This is a genomic window from Streptomyces sp. NPDC058663 (assembly GCF_042716745.1).
Taxonomy (GTDB): Bacteria; Actinomycetota; Actinomycetes; order Streptomycetales; family Streptomycetaceae; genus Streptomyces.
Window position 1 is genome coordinate 65404 of sequence record NZ_JBHXRV010000017.1, and the last position, 25815, is coordinate 91218.

Here is a 25815-nt window from a genome sequence, read left to right on the forward strand (position 1 = left end):
AGTGGCGCGAACCACCCGCACCGTCGAAGACATCCTGCCGCTCTCCCCGCTCCAGAGCGGCCTGTTGTTCCACAGCGTCTTCGACGAGGCGACGCCTGACATCTACACCGTCCAGTCGACCTTCCACCTGGCCGGCCCGCTCGACGCGGGCCGGGCCAGACAGGCCGCTGAGGCGCTGCTGCGCCGGCACGCGAGCCTGCGGGTGGCGTTCCGGCAGCGCAAGGACGGGGAGTGGGCACAGCTCGTCGCCGCCCGCTACAAGCTGCCGTGGACCGAGGTCGACCTCAGCCACCTCCCCGCGGAGGAGGCCGACACCGAGGCCCGCCGGGTCACCCTCACCGACCGGGAGACCCGCTTCGACATCGGGCGCCCGCCGCTGATCCGCTTCACCCTGATCAGGACGGACGAGCTCAGCCACCGGCTGGTGTTCACCATCCACCACACGGTGCTCGACGGGTGGTCGCTGCCGACCCTGCTCAAGGAGTTCCACAGGCTGTACGTCTCGGGCGGCGACGCTCGGCACCTGCCGTCGGTCGCCCCCTACCGCGACTACCTCACCTGGCTCTCCCGCCAGGACGCGGACGCCGCCCGCGCCTCCTGGGACGGCATGCTGGCGGATCTCGCCGCCCCCACTCTGGTCGCGGGCACCGGCGAGCACACCCCGCAGGACCCCGGGCGGCACGAGTTCGCTCTCACCGAGGAGCGGACCGCGGCGCTGACCGCGCGCGCCCGCGCCGCCGGAGTCACCGTCAACACCGTGGTGCAGGCCGCCTGGTCGCTCGTGCTCGCCGGCCTCACCGGCACCGACGACGTCGTCTTCGGCGTCACCGTCAACGGCCGCCCGGCCGAACTGCCCGGCATCGAATCCATGGTCGGCCTGTTCATCAACACCCTGCCGCTGCGGATCAGGCTGCGCCCCGAGGAGAGCGCGGGCGAGCTGCTGAGCCGGGTGCACCACGCCCAGGCGGAACTGATCAACCACCAGTACGTGGGGCTCTCCGAGATCCAGCACCGCACCGGGCTCGGCCCCCTCTTCGACACCTCCGTCGTCTTCGAGAACTTCCCCTTCGACTCCGCGCCGGCCGTCTCCGCCGACGCGGATCCGCTGCGTGTGGTGCGCGCCGAGAGCCACTCCGCGAACCACTTCCCGCTCAGCCTCGTCGGGATGCCGCAGGACTGCCTGCGCTTCAAGCTCTTCCACCAGCGCGACCTCTTCGACGACGAGGCGGCGGCGGAGATCTCCGAGCGCTTCCGTACCGTCCTGGACACCCTTCTCGACGCACCGGACCTGCCGCTGGGCCGGATCGACGTGATCGGCGCGGCACAGAGCGCCCTCGCCCTGGAGGCCGCGGCGGGCCCCGCGACGGACCCGGCCGCCCGCGCCACCCTCCCCGAGCTCTTCACCGCCCAGGCCCTGGCCACCCCCGACGCGCCCGCCGTGCGCGCGGGCGGCCAGGTGCTGACCTACCGTCAGCTCGACGCGCGTGCCAGCTTCGTGGCCCGCGAGCTCGTCGCGCGCGGGGCGGGCCCCGGCCGGAACGTGGCCGTCCTGCTGCCGCGCGGCACCGACCTGGTGGTGGCCCTGCTCGGCGTCGCCAAGTCGGGCAGCGCCTACGTACCGCTGGACCCCGAGCACCCGGCCGACCGGATCGCCGCCGTCCTCGCCGACGCGGACCCGCTGCTCGTGCTGACCGCCCCCGGCACCGCACCCGACGGCGCCCTCGACGGCATCGCCACCCTGGCGGTCACCGACGAGGAGGCCGCCTCCCACACGGCCGCCCCGCACCCGCACGACCCCGCCTACCTGATCTTCACCTCGGGCTCCACCGGCCGCCCCAAGGGCGTCGTCGTCGAACACCGCTCGGTGGGCGCCTACCTCGCCCGCGCCCGCCACGCCTACCCGGACGCCGCCGGCCTCACCCTGGTGCACTCCTCCGTCGCCTTCGACCTCACCGTCACCGGCCTCTACACCCCGCTCGTCTCCGGCGGCTGCGCCCACCTGTCGGACCTCCCGGACGCCGTCGGCGGCCCCCGCCCCACCTTCCTCAAGGGCACCCCCAGCCACCTCGAACTCCTGGACACCCTCCCCGAGGAGGTCTCCCCCTCCGGGACCCTCGTCCTGGGCGGCGAGGCCCTGCGCGGCGAGGCTCTGCACGGCTGGCGCACGGCCCACCCCGACGCCACCGTGATCAACGCCTACGGCCCCACCGAAGCCACCGTCAACTGCCTGGAACAGCGCATCGAGCCCCGCGCCGAGCTCGCCGACGGCCCCGTCCCCATCGGCCGCCCCTTCGCCGGTACCCGCGCCTACGCCTTGGACGCCGCCCTGCGCCCGGTCGCCCCCGGCGTCCCCGGCGAGCTGTACGTCGCCGGAGTGGTGCTGGCCCGCGGCTACCTCGACCGGCCCGGCCTCACCGCCGAGCGCTTCGTCGCCGACCCCTACGGCCCGGCCGGGACGCGCATGTACCGCACCGGCGACCTCGTCCGCCGCAGCCCCGACGGCACCTTCGTCTACGCGGGCCGCGCCGACGACCAGATCAAGCTGCGCGGCTTCCGCATCGAGCCGGGCGAGATCGAGACGGCCGCGTCGAACCACCCCGACGTCACCCGCGCCGTCGTCCTCGCCCGCGAGGACCGCCCCGGCGACATGCGCCTGGTCGCCTACGTGACCCCCGCCGCGGTCGACACCGACGCCCTGCGCGCCCACCTCGACCACGCCCTGCCCGGCTACATGGTCCCGGCCGCGATCGTCGCCCTGGACGCCCTGCCGCTCACCCCCAACGGCAAGGTCGACCGCAAGGCCCTGCCCGCCCCGGAGGAGACCGCCACCGCGCTGCCCGTCCAGCGGGCCCCGCGCGACCCCCGCGAGGAACTGGTCCGCGACCTGTTCGCCGGTGTCCTCGGACTGTCCGCCGTCGGCGCCGACGACGACTTCTTCGACCTCGGCGGACACTCCCTCCTCGCGATCCGCCTGGTCAGCCGGCTGCGCGCGACGCTGGGCGTCGAACTCTCCGTCAAGCACCTGTTCCAGAACGCCACCCCGGCCGGCCTGGTCCGCTCCCTCGCCGAGGCCGGCGAGGCCCGCCCCGCACTCCTGCGCCGCGAGCGCCCCGAGCGCATCCCCCTCTCGTACGCCCAGCAGCGGCTGTGGTTCCTGCACCGCATGGAAGGCCCCAACCCGGTCTACAACCTGGCCTCCGCACTGCGCCTGGACGGCCCCCTCGACCACGGGGCACTGCGCGCTGCCCACGCCGACGTCGTCGCCCGCCACGAGAGCCTGCGCACCGTCATCGCCGAGGACGAACAGGGCGCCCACCAGCGCGTCCTGGCCGACGTGCACCCCGAGCTGCACCACGTGCGCTGCACCGAGGACGAGCTGACGGACCTGCTCGCCGAGCACGCCCGCCACCCCTTCGACCTGGCCACCGAAACCCCGCTGCGGCTGTACCTGTTCGAGCTTGCCGAGGACCGCCACGAACTGCTCGTGCTGCTCCACCACGTGGCGGGCGACGGCTGGTCCACCCCGCTGCTCACCCGCGACCTGACCCGCGCCTACGCGGCCAGGGCCGCCGGGGACGCCCCCCAGTGGGCCGAACTCCCCGTCCAGTACGCCGACTTCTCCCTCTGGCAGCACGAACTGATGGGCTCCGAGGACGACCCGGCCAGCCGGTCCGCCCGCCAGCTCGCCTTCTGGCAGGAGACCCTCGCGGACCTCCCCGAGGAACTCGCCCTGCCCACCGACCGGCCGCGCCCCGCCGTCGCCTCCTACCGGGGCGACAACATCGCCCTCAGCATCCCCGCCGACCTGCACCGCACCATCGCCGAGCAGGCCCGCGCCGCCGACGTCACCGTCTTCATGCTCGTCCAGGCCGCCCTCGCCGTCACCCTCTCCCGGCTCGGCGCCGGCGACGACATCCCGCTCGGCTCGCCGGTCGCCGGCCGCCTCGACGAGGCGCTCGACGACCTCGTCGGCGACTTCATCAACACCCTGGTACTGCGCACCGACGTCAGCGGCGACCCCACCTTCACCGAACTCCTCGCCCGGGTACGGGAGGCCGACCTGGCCGCCTGGTCCCACCAGGACCTCCCCTTCGAGCGGCTGGTCGAGGTACTCAACCCCACCCGCTCACTGGCCCGCTCCCCGCTGTTCCAGACCCTCCTGGCGTTCAACAACACCGCCGCCCGCGACGAGGGCTCCCAGGCCGACGCAGCCGCGGGCAAGGCCCTGCTCGGCGAACTCACCGTGTCCGCACGCGGCGGCGTCGGCAGCGGCGTCGCCAAGTTCGACCTCGCCTTCAACCTCCGCGAACACCTCACCGCCGACGGCGCAGCCGACGGCATGACCGGCATCCTCGAGTACGCCGGCGACCTCTTCGACCACTCCACCGCCGCCCGCCTGGGGGAGCGTTTCCTCGCCGTCCTGGCCCGCCTCGCCGCCGCGCCGGGCACCCGGGTCGGCGCCGTCGACGTACTCCTCGAAGGGGAGCGGCCCGCCGCCCTCACCGGCCCCGCCGACACCGCCCGCCCCCTCCAGGAGCGCTGGTTCCTCGACCGGTTCGAGGCGCACGCCCACGTCCACCCCCACGCCCCCGCCGTGCACGCGGGCGACACCACGCTCAGCTACGCGGAGCTCAACTCCCGGGCCAACGCCATGGCCCGGCTGCTGACCGAGCGCGGCGCCGCCCCCGAGCGGTTCGTCGCGGTCGCCCTGCCGCGCACCGCCGACCTGCTCGTCACCCTGCTCGCCGTCCAGAAGTCCGGCGCCGCCTACCTGCCGCTGGACACCCACTTCCCCGCCGACCGCATCCGCCGGATGATCGCGGACGCCGCCCCGGCCGTCCTGGTCACCACCGGCGAACTGCTGCCCGCCCTGCCCGACGTCCCGGTGCCCACCGTCCTCACCGAGACCGCCGGCCTCACCGCGTACGACGACGCCGACCCGCAGCTCCGCGCCGCCGGCAGCAGCGCCGCCTACGTCCTGCACACCTCCGGCTCCACCGGCGTCCCCAAGGGCGTGGTGGTCCCCCGCTCCGCCCTCGACAACTTCCTGCGCTCCATGGCCGACCGGTGCGCCATGACCCCGGCCGACCGGCTGCTCGCCGTCACCACCATCGGCTTCGACATCGCCGCCCTGGAGCTGTACCTGCCGCTGGCCACCGGAGGCAGCGTCGTGCTCGCGGGCCCCGACACCGTCCGCGACCCCGACGCGCTGCGCGCCGCCGTCACCGCCCACTCCATCACCGTCATGCAGGCCACCCCGACCCTGTGGCGGGCCGCCACCGGCAAGGACGCCTCCTTCCTCGGCGAGGTCCGGGTACTGGCGGGCGGCGAGGCGCTGCCCGCCGACCTCGCCACCGTACTGACCGCGTCCGCCCGCTCCGTGCTCAACGTGTACGGGCCCACCGAGACCACCGTCTGGTCCACCGCCGCCCCCGTCACCGACCCCGCCGCCGTCCACCTCGGCACCCCGCTCGACAACACCGGCGTCTACCTGCTCGACGACCGGCTGCGGCCCGTCCCGCCGGGCGTCCCCGGCGAGCTCTACCTGTCCGGCGCGGGCCTGGCCCGCGGCTACCTCTCCCAGCCGGGACGCACCGCCGAACGCTTCGTACCCGACCCGTACGGCGCCCCCGGCACCCTGATGTACCGCACCGGCGACCTGACCCGCCGCACCCCGCAGGGCCGCCTGGAGTACGTCGGCCGCGGCGACCAGCAGGTCAAACTGCGCGGCTTCCGCATCGAGACCGGCGAGATCGAGACCGTGCTCGCCGCCCACCCGGACGTCACCGCCGCCGCCGTCGCCGTGCGCCCCGGCGCCAACGGCGAACCCCGCCTGGTCGCGTGGACCGCGGGCGACGCCGACCCCCTGGTGCTCCGCGCCCACCTGGCCGCTTCCGTCCCCGAGTACATGGTCCCCGGCGCCTTCGTCACCCTCGACGAGCTCCCCCTCACCGCCAACGGCAAGCTGGACCGGGGCGCCCTGCCCGACCCCACCGAGACCCAGGACACCACCGGCAGGCCGCCCCGCTCCCCGCAGGAGGAAATCCTCTGCGGCCTCTTCGCCGAGATCCTCAACCGCCCCCGGATCTCCATCGACGACGACTTCTTCGTCAGCGGCGGCCACTCGCTGGCCGCGATGCGCCTGGTCGGCCGGATCCGCTCGGTCCTCGACGTGGACCTGCCCATCAGCATCCTCTTCGAGGCGCCCACCGTCGCCGCCCTCGCCGCCCGCCTCCCCGGCGCCGCCGCGACCCGGGCCCCGCTGGTGGCAGGACCCCGCCCCGACCGCATCCCCGCCTCGCCCGCCCAGCAACGCCTGTGGTTCCTCGGCCGGTTCGAGGAGGCGGGCAGCGCCACGTACAACGTGCCCGTCGTCCTGCGGCTGACCGGAACCCTCGACGAGGACGCCCTGCGCGCCGCGCTCGCCGACGTCGTCGCCCGCCACGAGACCCTGCGCACCGTCTTCGCCGAGGACGCCGAGGGCCCCCACCAGATCGTCCTGGACCCCCTTCCCCTCCCGCTGGACGTCCGCCCCGCCACCGAGGAGGAGCTGCCCGCCCTGCTCACCGCGGCGGCCCGCACCGGCTTCGACCTCGCCCGCGACCTGCCGCTGCGCGCCCACCTGTTCGCCCTCGCCCCCGACGAGCACGCCCTGCTGCTGGTGATGCACCACATCGCCGGCGACGGCGGCTGGTCGGTCCCGCTGCTCGTCAAGGACCTCACAACCGCCTACGCCGCCCGCCGCAGCGCCGCCGCCCCCGCGTGGCGGCCGCTCGCCGTCCAGTACGCCGACTACACGCTCTGGCAGCGCGAGGTGCTCGGCTCCGCCGACGACCCGGCCAGTGAACTGGGCCGCCAGCTCGCCCACTGGCAAGGCGCCCTCGCGGACCTCCCCGAGGAACTCGCCCTGCCCACCGACCGCCCCCGCCCCCGCCGGGCCTCCGGCCAGGGCGCCGAACTGCGCTTCGACATCCCCGCCGAACTGCACGGCGCCCTGGAGACCCTCGCCCAGCAGCACCGCGCCAGCCTCTTCATGGTCGTCCAGGCCGCCCTCGCCGTCACCCTCTCCCGGCTCGGCGCAGGCGACGACATCCCGCTCGGCACCCCCAGCGCGGGCCGCGTCAACGAGTCGCTCGACGGCCTCATCGGATTCTTCGTCAACACCCTCGTCCTGCGCACCGACCTCTCCGGCGACCCCGCCTTCACCGAGGTGCTCGACCGGGTGCGCGAGAGTTCACTGGCCGCGTACGCCCACCAGGACGTGCCCTTCGAGCGGCTGGTGGAGACCCTCAACCCGGGCCGCTCGCTGGGCCGCCACCCCCTCTTCCAGACCATGGTCACCTGGAACAACGCGGACCACGACACCACCGGGTCGCTCGCCAAGGACCTGCCCGACCTGCGGATGCGCATCGGCGAGGTCGCCTCCGGGGTGGCCACCTTCGACCTCCTGTTCGCCTTCACCGACCTGCGCACCGAACGCGGCGCCCCCGACGGGCTCGCCGTCCGCCTGGAGTACGGCACCGACCTCTACGACCCCGCGACCGCGGAGCTGTTCGCCACCTCCCTGCTCGCGGCCCTCAATGCCGTCGCCGCCGACGCCGCACGCCCGGTGCACCGCATCGACGTCACCCCCGGGGCCGCCCCAAAACGGCTGCTCGCCGCGTCCCCGGCCGCCCGCACCCACCGGCCGCTCGCCGAGACCCTCGCCGAACAGGCCGCCCGCACCCCCGACGTGGTCGCCGTCACCGACGGCCAGAGCTCCCTCACCTACCGGGAGCTCCTGACAGGGGCCCACGCCCTGGCCGCCGAACTGCGCCGCCGGGGACTGGGCCCCGAGGACCGGGTCGCCGTCGCCCTGCCCAGAGGCACCGGCCTCGCCCTCGCCCTGGCCGCCACCCTCACCACCGGCTGCGCCTACGTACCCGTCGACCCCGAACTCCCGGCGGAGCGCGTGGAACTGATGCTCCGCGGCACCGCACCCGGGGCACTGATCAGCACCGCCGCCGTCGCGGCGCACCTCCCCGCCACCGGCGTACCGCTCCTCCTCGTCGAGGACCCGCTGCCCCCGGCGACGGCGGACGAGGCGTACGGACGGGCCCTGCCCGACCACCCCGCCTACGTCATCTACACCTCCGGATCCACCGGCACCCCCAAGGGCATCGTGATGCCGCACCGGGCACTGGCCGGACTGCTCGACTGGCACGAGCGGGCGGTACCCGGCGCACCGGGCACCGTGGTCGCCCAGTTCACCGCCGTCGGATTCGACGTCTCCGTACAGGAGATCCTCGGCGCGCTGCTCAGCGGCAAGACCCTCGCGGTCTGCCCCGAGGACACCCGCCGCGACCCCCGCGAACTGGCCCGCTGGCTGCAGGAGCACCGGGTGGCCGAGCTGTACGCGCCGAACCTGGTCATCGACGGGGTGCTGGAGGCGGCCCGCGAGTGCGGCGCCGACCTCTCCGTGCTGCGTCACCTCGTCCAGGCGGGCGAGGCCCTGACCCTGCGCGAGCCCGTCCGCGCCCACCACACCGCCCACCCCGCCGCCCTCCTGCACAACCACTACGGGCCCGCCGAGACCCACGTCGCCACCGGGTGGACCCTGCCCGCCGACGTGACCGACTGGCCGGCCACCCCGCAGATCGGCCACCCCGTCGACGGCGCCCGCGCCTACGTCCTGGACGCCGGCCTGCTGCCGGTCCCGCCCGGGGTCACCGGCGAACTGCACCTGGCGGGCGACCCGCTGGCACGCGGCTACCTCGGCCGCCCCGACCTCACCGCGGAACGCTTCGTCGCCGACCCGTTCGGTCCGCCGGGCGCCCGCATGTACCGCACCGGCGACCTGGCGAAGCGGACCGCCGACGGCGAGTTGCACTACGTCGGCCGGGCCGACCACCAGGTCAAGATCCGCGGCTTCCGCATCGAGCCCGGCGAGATCGAGGCCGTCCTGGCCGCCCGCGAGGACGTCCTGCGGGCCGCCGTCGTGGTCCGCGAGGACCGCTCCGGCGACAAACGCCTGGTCGCGTACGTGGTCCCGGCCACCCGCGGCACAGCGGCCCACGCCGCCTCGGACCGGAGCGAGCCCGCCCACGCCACCTCCGCCCAGGACTCCTCGGACCGGAGCGAGCCCGCCCAGACCCCGTCCGCCCACGCCCCCTCCGGCCGGGGCGCCGCCGCCCCGGCGCCCGGCACCGCCGAGCTGCGCGCCCACCTCGCGGGCCGGCTGCCCGCGCACATGGTCCCGGCCGCCTTCGTCATCCTCGACGAGCTGCCGCTGACCCGTACCGGCAAGCTGGACCGTGCCGCCCTGCCCGCCCCGGCCCACGAGGCCGCCCTCGTCCGCGCCCCGCGCACCCCGCGCGAGGAAACCCTGTGCGCGCTGTTCGCCGAGGTCCTCGGGACCCCGGCGGTCGGCATCGACCAGGACTTCTTCGACCTGGGCGGGCACTCCCTGCTCGCCACCCGCCTGGTCGCCCGCATCCGCTCCGTCCTCGGCGCCGAACTCGCCGTACGGGGCCTCTTCGAGGAGCCCACCCCGGCCGGCCTCGCCACCCTCCTGGACACCGCCGAAGGCGCCCGCCAGGCCGTCACCCGCCGCGAGCGGCCCGACCGCATCCCCCTCTCCTACGCCCAGCGCCGCCTGTGGTTCCTGCACCGCATGGAGGGCCCCACCGCGACGTACAACATGCCCAGCGCGCTGCGCCTGACCGGCGACCTGGACCACGACGCCCTGTGGGCGGCCGTCGGCGACGTGCTCGCCCGCCACGAGGCGCTGCGCACCGTCTTCGCCGACGACGCCGACGGCGGCCACCAGGTGATCCTCACCCCGGGCGACGCGCTCTCCCGGCTGGGCGCCCAGGCAGCCGTCACGGTGGCGCCCCGGGCCCTGGAGGAAGAGCTCGCACGGGCCTCGGCCCGGCCCTTCGACCTGGCCGAGGAACCGCCGCTGCGGGTCACCGTGTTCCGCACCGGCCCCGGCGAGCACGTCCTGCTGCTGCTCCTGCACCACATCGCCACCGACGGCTGGTCGGCCCCCGTGCTCGCCAGGGACCTCACCTCCGCCTACGCCGCCCGGCACGCGGGAGCAGCCCCCGACTGGGCCGAACTCCCGGTCCAGTACGCCGACTTCACCCTCTGGCAACAAGAGCTGCTCGGCTCCGAGGACGACCCCGACGGTGCCGTCCCGCGGCAGCTCGCGCACTGGCGGGACGCCCTCGCGGGGCTGCCCGAGGAGCTGACCCTGCCCACCGACCGCCCCCGGCCCCCGGTCGCCTCCCACCGCGGCGACACCGTGGCCTTCACCGTCCCCGCCGACCTGCACGCCGGCCTCGCCGGCCTCGCGGGCACCCACCGGGCCAGCCTCTTCATGGTCGTCCAGGCCGCCTGGGCCACCCTCCTCTCCCGGCTGGGAGCGGGCGAGGACATCCCCCTGGGCACCCCGATCGCGGGCCGCACCGACGAAGCCCTGGACGACCTGGTCGGGTTCTTCGTCAACACCCTGGTCCTGCGCACCGACCTCTCCGGCGCACCCGCCTTCACCGAACTGCTCGGCCGGGTGCGCGAGAGCTCGCTCGCCGCGTACGCGAACCAGGACGTGCCCTTCGAGCGGCTCGTCGAGGTGCTCAACCCGGCCCGCTCGATGGCCAGGCACCCGCTGTTCCAGACCGCGCTGATGTGGAACAACAACGACGACCTGCTGCCGGACAACGTGGCGGGCCGGTTCCCCGGCCTCACCGCACGGCCCCTGCCGCTGGGCTCCGGGGTCGCCAAGTTCGACCTCACCCTCGCGCTCAAGGAGGCCCACGCACCCGACGGCGCCCCGGCCGGCCTGCACGGGCACCTGGAGTTCGCCACCGACCTGTTCGACCGGACCACGGCCAAGGAGCTCGTGGAGCGGTTCGAGCGCGTCCTGCGCGCGGTGGTGGCCTCGCCGGACACACCGGTGCGGGACGTGGACGTGATGGCACCGGGCGAGAGGGAGAAGGTACTGAATGAGTGGAACGACAGTGGCACCCGGATTCCGGCGAGTTCGCTCCCGGAGCTCTTCGAGGCGCGTGTGGCGCTCTCACCTGAGGCGACTGCTGTGGTCTTCGGTGGCGTGGAGGTCTCCTACCGGGAGCTGAACGCGCGGGCCAATCGGCTGGCGCGCCAACTGGCGGCACGCGGGGCGGGCCCGGAGCAGCTGGTGGCCGTGGTGCTGCCGCGCTCGGTGGACCTGCTGGTGGCACTGCTCGCGGTGCTCAAGTCCGGTGCCGGATACGTCCCGGTGGACCCGGAGTTCCCGCAGGAGCGCATCGACTACATCCTTGCGGACGCCGACCCCGTACTGACCCTGACCGCAGCCGACCTCGCGGAGACCAACCCCGACACGTACGCCGACGACGACCTGGCACTCCCCGGCCGCTCCGCCGACCACGTCGCCTACGTCATCTACACGTCGGGCTCCACCGGCCGCCCGAAGGGGGTGGCCGTGCCCGGCGGAGCGCTGGTCAACTTCCTGACCGCGATGCAGGACCGCTTCTCCCTGACCCCGGCCGACCGGCTGGTCGCGGTGACCACGGTCGGCTTCGACATCGCCGGACTCGAACTCTTCCTGCCGCTCCTGCACGGCGCCCGCGTCGTCCTGGCCGACAAGGACACCGTCCGCGACACCGGCGCGCTCGCGGCCCTGCTCACCACCTCGCACGCGACGATCGCCCAGGCCACCCCGAGCCTGTGGCACGCGCTCGCCGAGACCGGCGGCATCCCCGCCGGACTGCGCGTCCTGGTCGGCGGCGAGGCCCTGCCCGCCCAGCTCGCCACCACCCTCACCGCCCAGGGCCGCCAGGTCACCAACCTCTACGGCCCGACCGAGACCACCATCTGGTCCACGGCCGCCACCGTCCCCGCCACCGGCGAAGTGTCCATCGGCGGCCCCGTCGCCAACACCCGGGCGTACGTCCTGGACGCCGGGCTCCGCCCGGTCCCCGTGGGCGTCGCGGGCGAGCTCTACCTCGCGGGCGCCGGTCTGGCCCGCGGCTACCAGCACCGCCCCGGCCTGTCGTCCGAGCGCTTCGTCGCCGACCCGTACGGGCCGGCCGGCACCCGCATGTACCGCACCGGCGACCTGGTCCGCAGGCGCGCCGACGGGCAGCTCGACTACCTGGGCCGCACCGACTTCCAGGTCAAGGTCCGCGGCTTCCGCATCGAACCCGGCGAGATCGAGGCGGCGGTGGCCGGCCACCCCGACGTCGCCCGCAGCGCCGTCGTGGTCCGCGAGGACCGGCCCGGCGACAAGCGCCTGGTCGCCTACTTCGTGCCGGTACCGGGGGGCGCCCCCGACGGGGACGTCCTGCGCAAGCACCTCTCCGCGGTACTGCCGGACTACATGGTGCCGTCCGCCTTCGTCACCCTGGACGCCCTGCCGCTGACCCCCAACGGCAAGCTGGACCGCGCCGCACTGCCCGCCCCCGACTACGGCAGCCCCGGCGAGGGCCGCGCGCCCGCCACCCCGCAGGAAGAGGTCCTCTGCGGCCTGTTCGCCGAGGTGCTCGGCGTCGCCCACGTCAGCGTCGACGACGACTTCTTCGCCCTCGGCGGGCACTCCCTGCTGGTGAGCCGCCTGGTCGCCCGGGTCCGCTCCGCCCTCGGCAAGGAAATGAGCTTCCGGAGCTTCTTCGAGAAGCCCACCGTCGCCGCCCTGGCCGCGAGCCTCGCGCAGACGAAGGCCACCACCACCCGCCCCGCGCTCCGCCGCCGGACCGGGACCACCGGCAACACCGGTAACACCGGGAACAAGGAGAACTCGTGACCACGCTGTCCTTCTCGCAGCGCCGCCTGTGGTTCCTCAACCAGCTGGACGGCCCGAGCGCGATCTACAACATCCCCACCGCCCTGCGGCTGACCGGCTCGCTGGACCGGGAGGCGCTGCGCGCCGCCCTCGCCGACGTCGTCACCCGTCACGAGACCCTGCGCACCGTCTTCGCCGAGGGCCCCGAAGGCCCCCGGCAGGTCGTCCTGGACGCCGCCGCGGCCGCTCCCGGCCTGCCCGAGACGCACCTCGACGAGGCCGGGCTCGAGACGGCCCTGGCAGCGGCCACCCGGCACGAGTTCGACCTGCTCGCCGAGACCCCGCTCCGCTGCACCCTGTTCACGCTCGGCGCCGGCGAGCACGTCCTGCTGCTGCTCCTGCACCACGTCTCCGGCGACGGCTGGTCGGTCCCCGTACTCGTCCGCGACCTGCTCACCGCGTACGCCGCCCGGCACGCCGGGCACGCCCCCGGCTGGGAGGAACTCCCGGTCCAGTACTCCGACTTCACCGTCTGGCAGCAGGAGCTCCTGGGCTCCGAGGACGACCCCACGAGCGTGATCTCCCAGCAGCTCGCGCACTGGCGCGCCGCCCTGGCCGACCTCCCCGACGAGCTGGACCTCCCCACCGACCGGGCCCGCCCCGCCACCGCCTCGCACCGGGGCGAGACCCTGCCCTTCGCGGTGCCGGCCGACGTCCACACGGCCCTCCTGGAAGTGGCCCGCGCCCACCGCGCCAGCCCGTTCATGGTCGTCCAGGCCGCCCTGGCCGCCCTGCTGTCCAAGCTGGGCGGCACCCAGGACGTGCCGATCGGCACCCCGATCGCGGGCCGCACCGACGAGGCTCTGGAAGACCTCGTCGGGTACTTCGTCAACACCCTCGTCCTGCGCACCGACCTCTCCGGCACGCCCACCTTCCGCGAGCTCCTCACCCGCGTCAGGGACGCCGACCTGGCCGCCTACGAGCACCAGGACGTGCCCTTCGAGCGCCTGGTGGAGATCCTCAACCCGCCCCGGGCGATGGCCCGCCACCCCCTCTTCCAGACCCTGCTGACCTGGAACGACAACGACCAGCGGCAGGCCCGCAGCGCGGCCGCCCAACTCCCCGGACTGACCGTCTCGGGCCACACGGCCGAGACCCGCACCGCCCGCTTCGACCTCTCCTTCACCCTCGAGGAGCGCCAGGACGAGGCCGGTGCCCCCGACGGCCTCACCGGGGCCCTGAACTACAGCACCGACCTGTTCGACCGGTCCACCGCCCAGGACATCGCCGAGCGCTTCGCCCGGCTGCTGGCCGCCGTGGTGACCGCGCCCGACACCCCCGTGGCCTGCCTGGACCTGCTGTCCGCGCAGGAGCGGCACCGGGAGCTGGAGACCTGGAACGCCACGGACCGTACGATTGCGGGCGATTCGCTCCCCGAGCACTTCGCGGCACAGGCCGCCCGCACCCCCGACGCCCCCGCCGTGGTCTTCGGTGGCGTGGAGGTCTCCTACCGGGAGCTGAACGCGCGGGCCAACCGGCTGGCGCGCTGGCTCACCGGGCGCGGGGCGGGCCCGGAGCGGCTGGTGGCCGTGGTACTGCCGCGCTCGGTCGACCTGCTGGTGGCACTGCTCGCGGTGCTCAAGTCCGGTGCGGGTTATGTGCCGGTGGACCCGGAGTTCCCGCAGGAGCGGATCGACTACATCCTTGCGGACGCCGACCCCGTACTGACCCTGACCGCAGCCGACCTCGCCGAGGCCGAGCTGAGCGCCCATGCGTCCGACGACGTGGCGGTGCCCGCCAGGTCGTCCGACCACGTGGCGTACGTGATCTACACGTCGGGCTCCACCGGCCGCCCGAAGGGGGTGGCCGTGCCCGGCGGGGCGCTGGTCAACTTCCTGACCGCGATGCAGGACCGGTTCTCCCTGACCCCCGCGGACCGGCTGGTCGCGGTGACCACGGTCGGCTTCGACATCGCCGGACTCGAACTCTTCCTGCCCCTGCTGCACGGCGCGTCCGTCGTGCTCGCCTCCCGCGACGCCGTCCGCGACGCCCCCGCACTGGCCCGCCTCCTGACGGAGTCGGGAGCCACCGTCATGCAGGCCACCCCGAGCCTGTGGCACGCGCTCACCGAAGCCGGCCCCCTCCCCGCCGGACTGCGCGTCCTGGTCGGCGGCGAAGCCCTGCCCGCCCAGCTCGCCCGCACCCTCACCGCCGAAGGCCGCCAGGTCACCAACCTCTACGGCCCGACCGAGACCACCATCTGGTCCACGGCCGCCACCGTCCCCGCCACCGGCGAAGTGTCCATCGGCGCCCCCGTCGCCAACACCCGGGCGTACGTCCTGGACGCCGGACTGCGCCCGGTCCCCGCCGGAGTCGCGGGCGAGCTCTACCTCGCGGGCACGGGCCTGGCCCGCGGCTACCACCACCGCCCCGGCCTGTCCGCGGAGCGCTTCGTCGCCGACCCGCACGGCCCCGCCGGCACCCGCATGTACCGCACCGGCGACCTCGTGCGCAGGCGCGCCGACGGCAGCCTGGAGTACATCGGACGCACCGACTTCCAGGTCAAGGTCCGCGGCTTCCGCATCGAGCTCGGCGAGATCGAAACGGTCCTCGCCGACCACCCCGACGTCGCCCGCAGCGCCGTCGTCGTCCGCGAGGACCACCCCGGCGACAAGCGCCTGGTGGCCTACGCGGTGCCGGCGCCCGGCCGCCCGGCCGACCACGCCCAGCTGCGCAAGCACGTGAGCGCCGCACTTCCCGAGTACATGGTGCCCTCCGCGTTCGTCACCCTGGACGCCCTGCCGCTCACCCCCAACGGCAAACTGGACCGCGCCGCCCTGCCCGCCCCCGCGTACGGTCTGGAGAGCGCGGGCCGCGCCCCGCGCACCCCGCAGGAGGAGATCCTGTCCGGCCTGTTCGCCGAGGTCCTGGGCATCGCCCGGATCAGCGTCGACGAGGACTTCTTCGCCCGCGGCGGCCACTCCCTGCTCGCGCTGCGCCTGATGACCCGGATCCGCTCCACCTTCGGGGTGGAGATCCCCGTCCGGCAGCTCTTCGAGACCCCGACCGTCGCCGGCCTGGCCGGCCTGATCGGCACCGGCGACGCGGCCCGTACCCCGCTCACCGCGGTGCGGCCCCGCCCGGAGCGCATCCCCGTCTCGTTCGCCCAGCGCCGCCTGTGGTTCCTGGGCATGCTGGAGGGCCCGAGCGCCGCCCACAACATCCCCACCACCCTGCGGCTGTCCGGCTCCCTGGACCGGGAGGCACTGCGCGCCGCCCTCACCGACGTCGTCACCCGCCACGAGACCCTGCGCACCGTCTTCGCCGAGGACGCCGAGGGCCCCCACCAGATCGTCCTCGCCCCCGAGCGGGCCGTACCCGAGCCGCTGGTCGTCAGCACCGACGAGAGCCGCCTCACCGGGGAACTGCAGCGGGCCGCCCGCACCGGCTTCGACCTGGCGGCCGAACCGCCCCTGCGCACCCACCTGTTCGAGCTCGGCCCCGACGAGCACGTCCTGATGCTGCTCGTGCACCACATCGCGAGCGACGGCGGCTGGTCCACCCCCGTCCTGGTCCGCGACCTCACAGGCGCCTACGCGGCCCGCTGCGCAGGCGGAGCCCCCGCCTGGACGCCGCTGCCCGTCCAGTACGCCGACTACACCCTCTGGCAGCGCGAGGTCCTCGGCTCCGAGGACGACCCCGGCAGCCCCGTGTCGAAGCAGCTCGACCACTGGCGCGAGACCCTCGCGGGACTGCCGGAGGAACTGGGCCTGCCCACCGACAGGCCCCGTCCCGCCGAGGCAACCTACCGGGGCGACACCGTGCCCCTCACCGTCCCGGCCGCACTCCACCAGCGCCTGGAGACCCTGGCCCGCGACCACCAGGCCAGCCTCTTCATGGTCGTCCAGGCAGGCCTCGCCGCCCTGCTCGCCAAGCTCAGCGGCACCACCGACATCCCCATCGGCACGCCCATCGCCGGCCGCAGCGACGAAGCCCTGGAAGACCTCGTCGGGTTCTTCGTCAACACCCTCGTCCTGCGCACCGACGTCTCCGGCGACCCCACCTTCACCGACCTCCTCGCCCGCGTCCGGCAGACCGACCTGGCCGCCTACGCCCACCAGGACGTGCCCTTCGAGCGCCTCGTGGAAGCGCTCAACCCGGTCCGCTCGATGGCCAGGCACCCGCTCTTCCAGACCATGCTGGCCTTCAACAACGTCGACCAGCGGGCGGCCCTCGGCGAGGGCAGGCTCCCGGGACTGACCGTCACCGGCAGCCAGGTCACCACCGGCGTCGCCCAGTTCGACCTGCTGCTCGCCGTCGCCGACGGCCGCACCGACAACGGCACCCCCGCCGGACTGACCGGCCACCTCGAGTACAACCTCGACCTGTTCGACAAGGCCACCGCCGAAACCCTCGTACGACGCCTCCTGCGTCTCCTGGAAGCCGTCGCCGGCAACCCGGAACTGCCGCTCGGCCAGGTCGACCTGCTCGACGACGAGGAGCGCGCGAAGATCCTCGGCGACTGGCTCGACACCGCACGCGAGATGCCCCGCGCGACCCTGCCTGCCCTCTTCGAGGCCCAGGTGGCCCGCACCCCCGACGCGCCCGCGGTGCTCTTCAAGGACCGCACCCTGACCTACGCCGAACTCAACACCCGGGCCAACCGGCTGGCCCACCTCCTCACCGAGCGCGGCGCGGGCCCCGAGGACTTCGTCGCTCTCTCCCTGCCGCGCACCGAACTGACCCTCGTGGCCGTCCTCGGCGTCCTGAAGGCGGGTGCCGCCTACGTCCCGGTCGACCCCGACTACCCGGCCGACCGCATCACCCACCTCCTCGGCGACTCCGCCCCCGGCCTGCTGCTCACCTCCACCGACGCCCTGACCCGGCTGCCGGGAACGGGCCCCGAGCGCCTCGTCCTGGACGAGGAGGACACCCGGGCAGCGCTCTCCCGGCAGTCCGCGCACAACCCCGCTGACAGCGACCGCACCGCGCCCCTGCTGCCCGCGCACGCCGCCTACGCGATCTACACCTCGGGCTCCACCGGCCTGCCCAAGGGCGTCCTCGTCCCGCACGAGAACGTCGCCGACCTGGCCGCCTGGGCGGCCGGGGAGTTCGGCCCCGAAGGCATGGCCCACGTGGTGGCCTCCACCTCGCTCAACTTCGACGTCTCCGTCTTCGAGATGTTCGGACCCCTGCTGTCCGGCGGCACCGTCGAAGTGATGCGCGACGTCCTGGAACTCGCCGACCCCGCCCACGCGGGACGCTCGTTCGGCCTGATCAGCGGCGTGCCCTCGGCGATGGCCCAGATCGTCGGGGACGGTGGCCGGCTGGTCACCGCCCGCGAGGTCGTCCTGGCCGGCGAAGGCGTCTCCGCACACGACGCGAACGCCGTCGTGCGCGCCGTCGGCGCCCGCAGGTTCGCCAACATCTACGGCCCCACCGAAGCCACCGTCTACGCCTCCGCCTGGTACACCCGCGACGAGATCACCTCCGTACCCCCGATCGGCGCACCCCTGCGCAACACCCGCCTCTACGTCCTGGACGCGGCACTGCGCCCGGTCCCCGTCGGGGTGCGCGGCGAGCTCTACATCGCAGGACCCGGCCTGGCCCGCGGCTACCACCACCGCCCCGGCCTGTCGTCCGAGCGCTTCGTCGCCGACCCGCACGGCCCCGCCGGTACCCGCATGTACCGCACCGGCGACCTGGTCCGCTGGAGCGCCGACGGGCAGCTCGACTACCTGGGCCGCACCGACTTCCAGGTCAAGGTGCGCGGATTCCGCATCGAGCCCGGCGAGATCGAGGCCGTCCTGAGCGCCCACCCGGACGTGGCCCGCACCGCCGTCGTGGTCCGCGAGGACAGGCCCGGCGACAAGCGCCTGGTGGCGTACGTGGTCCCTGTTCCGGCCGCCGCCGGCAAGGACCTCGAAGGGGCCCTGCTGCGCGGTCACCTGGCCGCCGCCCTGCCCGCCCACATGGTGCCCTCCGCGTTCGTCGCCCTGGACACACTGCCGCTCAACCCCAGCGGCAAGCTGGACAGGGCCGCCCTGCCCGCCCCCGACTACACCGGCCAGGAGGAGGGACGCGCCCCGCGCACCCCCCACGAGGAGCTGCTGTGCGGGCTGTTCGCCGAAGTGCTCGGCGTACCCCGGGTCTTCCTCGACGACGACTTCTTCACCCTCGGCGGCCACTCCCTGCTCGCCACCCGCCTCGCCGGCCGCATCCGCAGCACCCTCGGCGAGGAACTGACCATCCGGCAGTTCTTCGAGACGCCCACCGTCGCCGGACTCGCCGCCGTCCTCGGCGACGGCGGACCCGCCCGCACCCCCCTCGCCGCCGGGGCCCGCCCCGGGCGGATCCCGCTCTCCTCCGCCCAGCAGCGCCTGTGGTTCCTCGGCCGGTTCGAGGGCCGCAGCCACACCTACAACGTGCCCACCGGCCTGCGGCTGACCGGCAGCGTGGACACCGACGCCCTGCGCGCCGCCCTCGCCGACCTCACCGCCCGCCACGAAACCCTGCGCACCGTCTTCGCCGAGGACGCCGAAGGCCCCTACCAGACCGTCCTCGCCCCCGAGGCGGCCAGACCCGGCCTCCCGCTGATCCGCACCACCGAGGCCGAACTGGCCGGCGCGCTGGAGAAGGAAGCCACCTACGGCTTCGACATCGGCGCCGAACCCCCGCTGCGGGCCGCCCTGTTCCAGGTGGGGCCGAAGGAACACGTCCTGCTGCTCCTGGTCCACCACATCGCCACCGACGGCTGGTCGATGCCGCTGCTGGTCCGCGACCTCACAGGCGCCTACGCGGCCCGCTGCGCAGGCGGGGCCCCCGCCTGGACGCCGCTGCCCGTGAGTTACGCCGACTACACCCTGTGGCAGCGCGAACTGCTCGGCTCCGAGGACGACCCGGGCAGCCTCGCCTCCCGCCAGCTCGCCCACTGGAAACAGGCGCTGTCCGACCTGCCCGAAGAACTGGACCTGCCCACCGACCGGCCCCGCCCCGCCGTCGCCTCCTACCGCGGAGACACCCTGGACGTCGAGATCCCGGCCGCCACCCACGCCCGGCTGGCCGCGCTCGCCCAGGAACACCACGCCAGCCTCTTCATGGTGGTGCAGGCCGCCCTGGCGACCCTGCTCGCCAAGCTCAGCGGCACCGAGGACATCCCCATCGGCACCCCCATCGCGGGCCGCACCGACGAGGCCCTGGAGGACCTGGTCGGCTTCTTCGCCAACACCCTCGTCCTGCGCACCGAAGTACGGGCCGAGATGAGCTTCGCCGCCCTCCTGGACCGGGTGCGCGAAACCGACCTCACCGCGTACGCCCACCAGGACGTGCCCTTCGAGCGGCTCGTGGACGTCCTCAACCCGGCCCGCTCGATGGCCCGCCACCCCCTCTTCCAGACCATGCTGACCTTCGACAACGTCGCCGCCCGCGGCACCGCGGAGGCGGCCGGGGCCGCCGGGATGCCCGAACTGGCCGCATCCGGCCAGGGAGTCGGCACCGGAGTCGCCCGCTTCGACCTGATGTTCCGGCTCGGCGAGAGGCCGCCCGCCGACGGCGCACCCACCGGGATCGCCGGCGTACTGGAATACGCGGGCGACCTCTTCGACCGGTCCACCGCACGCGCCCTGGCGGACCGCCTGGTCGCCGTCCTGACCGCCGCCGCGGCCCGCCCGCACGCCCCCGTCGGCTCCCTCGACAGCCTGCCCGCCGCCGACCGCGACCGGCTGCTGGTGCAGTGGAACGACACCGCCCGCACCCTGCCGGCCGGCCACCTGCCCGCACTGTTCCGGGCACAGGCCGCCCGCACCCCCGGCGCCCCCGCCCTCACCTTCGAGGACAGCACCCTCGACTACCGCACCCTCGACACCCGCTCCGACCGGCTCGCCCACGCCCTGGCCGCCCGCGGCGTCGGCGCCGAGGACCTGGTGGCCGTGGCGCTGCCCAGGACCGCCGGGATGGTCACCGCCCTGCTGGCCGTCCTCAAGACCGGTGCGGCGTACGTGCCGATCGACCCCGAGTACCCGGCCGACCGCGTCGCCTACATGCTCGCCGACGCCGCACCCGTACTCCTGCTCACCGACCAGGAGACCGCCGCCGCCCTGCCCGCCTCCACCGCCCCCGAGGTCCCGCGCCTGGTCCTCGACGACCCGGCGACCGCACGCGCCCTCGATGAGGTCACCGACACCGAACTGGCACAGGTCCGCGCCCTCGCCCCGCCCCACCCCGAACACCCCGCCTACGTCATCTACACCTCAGGCTCCACCGGCCGCCCCAAGGGCGTCGTCGTCGGCCACGGCAACCTGCTCAACCTGCTCACCGCCATGCGCGACCACCTCTCGCTGACCGCCGACGACCGGCTGCTCGCCGTCACCACCATCGGCTTCGACATCTCCAACCTGGAACTGTGGACCCCGCTCGCCCACGGCGCCCAGCTCGTCCTGGCCGCCCGCGAAACCGTCAAGGACCCCCTCGCGCTCGCCCGGCTCGTCGAGGAGTCCGGCGCCACCGTCCTGCAGGCCACCCCGACCACCTGGCAGGGCCTGGTGACCGCCCGCCCCGAGGCCCTGCACGGGCTCACCAAGCTCGTCGGCGGCGAAGCCCTCCCCGGCCCCCTCGGCCGCGCCCTGCACGACCTGGGCGGCAGCCTCACCAACGTCTACGGCCCCACCGAGACCACCATCTGGTCCACCGCGGCCGTCCTCACCGCCGACACCTGCGAACGGCCCCCCATCGGCCGCCCCCTGGACAACACCCAGGTGTACGTCCTGGACGGCGGACTGCGCCCGGTCGCCCCCGGCGAGGCGGGCGAGCTCTACATCGCGGGCACCGGAGTGGCCCGCGGCTACCTCCGCCGCCCCGGCCTGAGCGCCGAACGCTTCACCGCCGACCCCTTCGGCCCCCCGGGCACCCGCATGTACCGCACCGGCGACCTGGTCCGCTGGACCCCGGACGGCATCCTCGAATACATCGGCCGCACCGACCACCAGGTCAAGGTGCGCGGCTTCCGCATCGAACTCGGCGAGATCGAGTCCGCCCTGACCGCCCACCAGGAGGTCGCCCAGGCGGTCGTCGTCGCCCGCGAGGACACCCCGGGCGACAAACGGCTCGTCGCCTACGCCGTCCCCGACCGGGACACCGGCCGCGACACCGAGCAGGAGGCCCGCCAGGTCCAGGAGTGGGAGGCCGCCTACGACGCCCTCTACGACGCGAGCGGCGCCGACACCTTCGGCGAGGACTTCGGCATCTGGCGCAGCACCTACACCGGCGACCCGATCCCGCTGGCGGAGATGCGCGAATGGAGGGCCGGCACCGTCGAGCGGATCCTCGCCGGCCAACCCCGCCGGGTGCTGGAGATCGGCGCGGGCACCGGCCTGATCCTCGCCCACGTGGCCCCGCACTGCGAGAGCTACTGGGGCACCGACCTCTCGGGCGCCGTCGTCGAACGGCTCCGCCGCGAAGTCGCCGCACGCCCCGACCTCGCCGGCCGGGTCACCCTCACCACCCAGGCCGCCCACGACACCGAGGGCCTGCCCCCCGGCACCTTCGACACCGTCGTCCTCAACTCGGTCGTCCAGTACTTCCCGAGCGCCGACTACCTCACCGAGGTCCTGACCAAGGTGAGCGCACTGCTGGCCCCCGGCGGCACCGTCTTCGTCGGCGACGTCCGCAACCTGCGCACCCTGCGCGCCCTGCGCGCCGCCGTGGCCCTCCAGGGCCAGGACCCGGCGGACCGGCGGACGGCCGACACCGACCAGCTGCGCGCCGAGACCGAGCGCACCGCGAGCCGCGAGAAGGAACTGCTGCTCGCCCCCGAATGGTTCACCGCACTGCGCGACACCCTGCCCGCCCTGGCCGGCGTGGACCTGCGGATCCGGCGCGGCACCCACCACAACGAACTCACCCGCCACCGCTACGACGTCGTCCTGCACACCTCCACCACCGCCGCCCAGGACGTCACCGACGCCCCCGCCCTGGCCTGGGGCGAACAGCTCACCGGCATCGAGGACCTGGCCGCCCACCTGACCGGGACCGCCCCCCGCCTGCTGCGCGTCACCGGCATCCCCAACCGCCGGGTGCTCGCCGAGGCCGAAGCCGTCCGCACCCTGTTCGGCCAGGACCCCGCCCCCGCCGCCGCACCCCTCGACCCCGAGGAACTGCACGCGCTCGGCGGGCGCACCGGCTACCGGGTGGCCCTCACCTGGGCGGGCGCGGACGCCGACGACGAGGCGGGCGCACTCGACGCGGTCTTCGTCGCCACCCACCCGCACGTCGCCCCCCACCCGCACGGCGCGGACCACCCGCACGGCACCACCGGCGCCGACACCGCCCGCGGGAGCGCCCCCGGCACCGCCGACGGGCTCGCACTGACCGGGCTGCACCGGACGGTCCCCGACGGCCGCCCGCACGCCAACGACCCCGCCCGCTGGCGCGGCGAGGCCGCACTGGGCGCCACCCTGCGCGAGCGCCTCAAGGAGCGGCTGCCCGCACACATGGTGCCCGCGGCCGTCGTCACCCTGGACGCCCTCCCGCTCACCCCCAACGGCAAGGTCGACCGCAAGGCGCTCCCGGCCCCCGACTTCACCGCCAGGACCGCCGGCCGCCCGCCGACCACCCCGCGCGAAGAACTCATGTGCGGCCTGTTCGCCGAGGTGCTCGGCCTCGCCAGGGTCGGCCTCGACGACAACTTCTTCGAGTGCGGCGGACACTCCCTGCTGGCCACCCGGCTGGTCGGGCGGGTCACCGCCGTCCTGGGCGTCGAGGTGCCGCTGCGCCGGCTCTTCCAGGCCCCCACCCCCGCCGAACTCCTCACCGCGCTCGACCCCGACGACGCCCAGGACGGGCACGGAGTCCTGGTACCGCTGCGCGCGTCGGGCGAGGGCACCCCGCTGTTCTGCGTCCACCCCGCCGCCGGACTCAGCTGGTGCTACCTGGGACTGCTCACGCACCTGGGCCCCCAGTACCCGCTGTACGGGCTCCAGGCCCGCGGCACCGACGGCAACGACGTCCTGCCCGCCTCGATCGAGGAGATGGCCGTCGACTACGCCGACCAGATCCGCCTGGCGCGCCCCCAGGGCCCCTACCGGCTGCTCGGCTGGTCGGTCGGCGGCACCGTCGCCCACGCCGTCGCCGCCGAACTGGAGCGCCGCGGCGAGCAGGTGGAGCTGCTGGCCATCCTCGACGCCTACCCGGTCGCCGACGCCGTCGGCTCCCAGCCCCCTGGCGAGGCCACCATCGTCGCCCACAACCTGCGGGCGATCGGCTTCGACTTCCACGAGAGCGAACTCACCGCCGAGACCTTCCCCATCGACCGCTACCGGGCCTTCCTGGCCCGCGAGAACAAGGTGATGGCCCGGTTCGAGGCGCACGAGATCCTCGCCATGAAGGACGTCTACGTCAACAACACCCAGCTCATGTGGTCGCACACCCCGGGCCACTTCAGCGGCGACGTCCTGTTCGTCACCGCCGAGCGCGACCGCGGGGCACTCGCCCTGGAACGCGGCCACCGGGCCTGGGAACCCCACGTGGGCGGAGTGGTCGACAACCACTCGGTCGACTCCGACCACGAGGGTCTGATGACCAGGCCCGGCCCGCTCGCCCAGGTCGGCAGGCTGCTCGCCGCACGGCTGGCAGCCCTCGACACCGCCGCCCCCGAGGGCCCGACCGTACGTAGAAACACCGTAGAGGCCGCGCCCAGGCTCGGCGCATGACCACAACGGACGAGAGCACGGCTGCGGCGCCCCCCCTGCGCCGCAACCGCGACTTCCTCCTGTTGTGGACGGGCAACTGGCTGCAGTTCTTCGGCGCCCGCATGAGCGGCGTCTGCTACCCGTTGCTCGCGCTCCAGATCTCCGGCGGGTCGGTCCGGGCCGTCGGCCTGGCCTCCGCAGCGGCGGTGCTCCCCTTCGCCGTCGTACAGCTGCCCGCCGGAGTTCTGGTCGACCGCTGGAACCGGCGCACCGTGATGCGCGTGTGCGCCGTCGGCCGGACGCTGGCGCTGGGCACGGTGGCCGTGACCGTCCTCCTCGACGCGCTCGCCCTCGGCCCGCTCCTCGCCCTGATCGCCGTCGACGTCTCCCTGTCCATCGTCGCCCACCTCGCCGAACGGGCCGCGATCCGTACCCTCGTCCCGGCGGCCCAGCTCACCACCGCGCTCTCCCAGAACGAGGCCCGCGTCCGGGTCGCCGGCCTGCTCGGCGGCCCGGCAGGCACCGTGCTGTTCACCTGGGCGCGCTGGAGCCCCTACGCCGGCGCCGCCGTCGGCGCCCTGTCCGCGGCCGTCGGACTCCGGTTCATCCGGGCCGACTTCCGGCCGAAGGCCAGGGCGGAGCACCGCCGCATCCGTGACGACCTCGCGGACGCCCTGCGGTGGCTGCGCGGCCAGCACGTGCTGCGCGCGCTGCTGCCCGTCGTCACCCTGGCCGCCGTACTCCTCCAGGTGGTCTCGCTCGCCCTCGTCGTGATCCTCGTCAAGGAACAGGGCCACCCGGAGTCCACGGTGGGCCTGGTGCTCGGCATCAGCGGATGCGGCGGCGTGCTCGGCGCGCTCTGCGCCCGCTGGTGGATGGCACGGTTCCCGCTGCCCGTCCTGCTGATCGGCGGCCTGGCCCTGTGGGCCGTGCTGATGACCGGCATGGCCTGGACGAGCGAACCGGTCGTCCTGGGCGCGCTGTTCGGCGTCATGAACACGGTCGGGGCGGTCTTCGGAGTGGCCACCGCCGTGTTCCAGATGACCACCACCCCCGAACAGCTCCAGGGCCGCGTCGCGGCACTGGCCGGACTCGTCACCGCCGCCGGCACCACGGCCGGCGCGTTCGGCGCGGGCAGCCTTCTCGCCGAATGGGGCGGCTTCCGCTCGCTCCTGGCCGCCGCCGCCGCCATGGCGCTGCTCGCCGTGACCGCAGCCCTGGTGCCGGCCGTACGCCGCGCCCGCAGCAGCACCCCGGAACCGGACCCGGACCCGGACCCGGAACCGGAGCCGGAGCCGGAGCCGGACCCGGGCCCGGCCCCGGCCCCCGAGCCCGAGCCCGAGAAGGCCCCCACGCCCTGAACCACCG

3 protein-coding genes are annotated in these 25815 nt (G+C 74.6%); all 3 read left to right on the forward strand.

The annotated features are described in order from the left end of the window. Position 1 precedes the first annotated feature (1 nt). The 3 genes from ACFWVV_RS14940 to ACFWVV_RS14950 are packed head-to-tail and all read left to right on the forward strand — an operon-like array spanning position 2 to position 25808. The gene (locus ACFWVV_RS14940; RefSeq protein WP_384353711.1) at positions 2–12784 is read left to right on the forward strand and encodes an amino acid adenylation domain-containing protein; all 12783 of its coding nucleotides are present in this window, start codon (positions 2–4) and stop codon (positions 12782–12784) included. Continuing rightward, positions 12781–24468, forward strand: a complete 11688-nt coding sequence (locus ACFWVV_RS14945; RefSeq protein ID WP_384353709.1) for an amino acid adenylation domain-containing protein — start codon at positions 12781–12783, stop codon at positions 24466–24468. Before ACFWVV_RS14940 ends, ACFWVV_RS14945 begins: the two co-directional genes overlap by 4 nt. Beyond that, positions 24465–25808, forward strand: coding sequence for an MFS transporter (locus ACFWVV_RS14950; RefSeq protein WP_384353707.1), 1344 nt, complete (start codon positions 24465–24467; stop codon positions 25806–25808). The genes ACFWVV_RS14945 and ACFWVV_RS14950 overlap by 4 nt, the downstream gene beginning before the upstream one ends. The last annotated feature ends 7 nt before the right edge of the window (positions 25809–25815 follow it).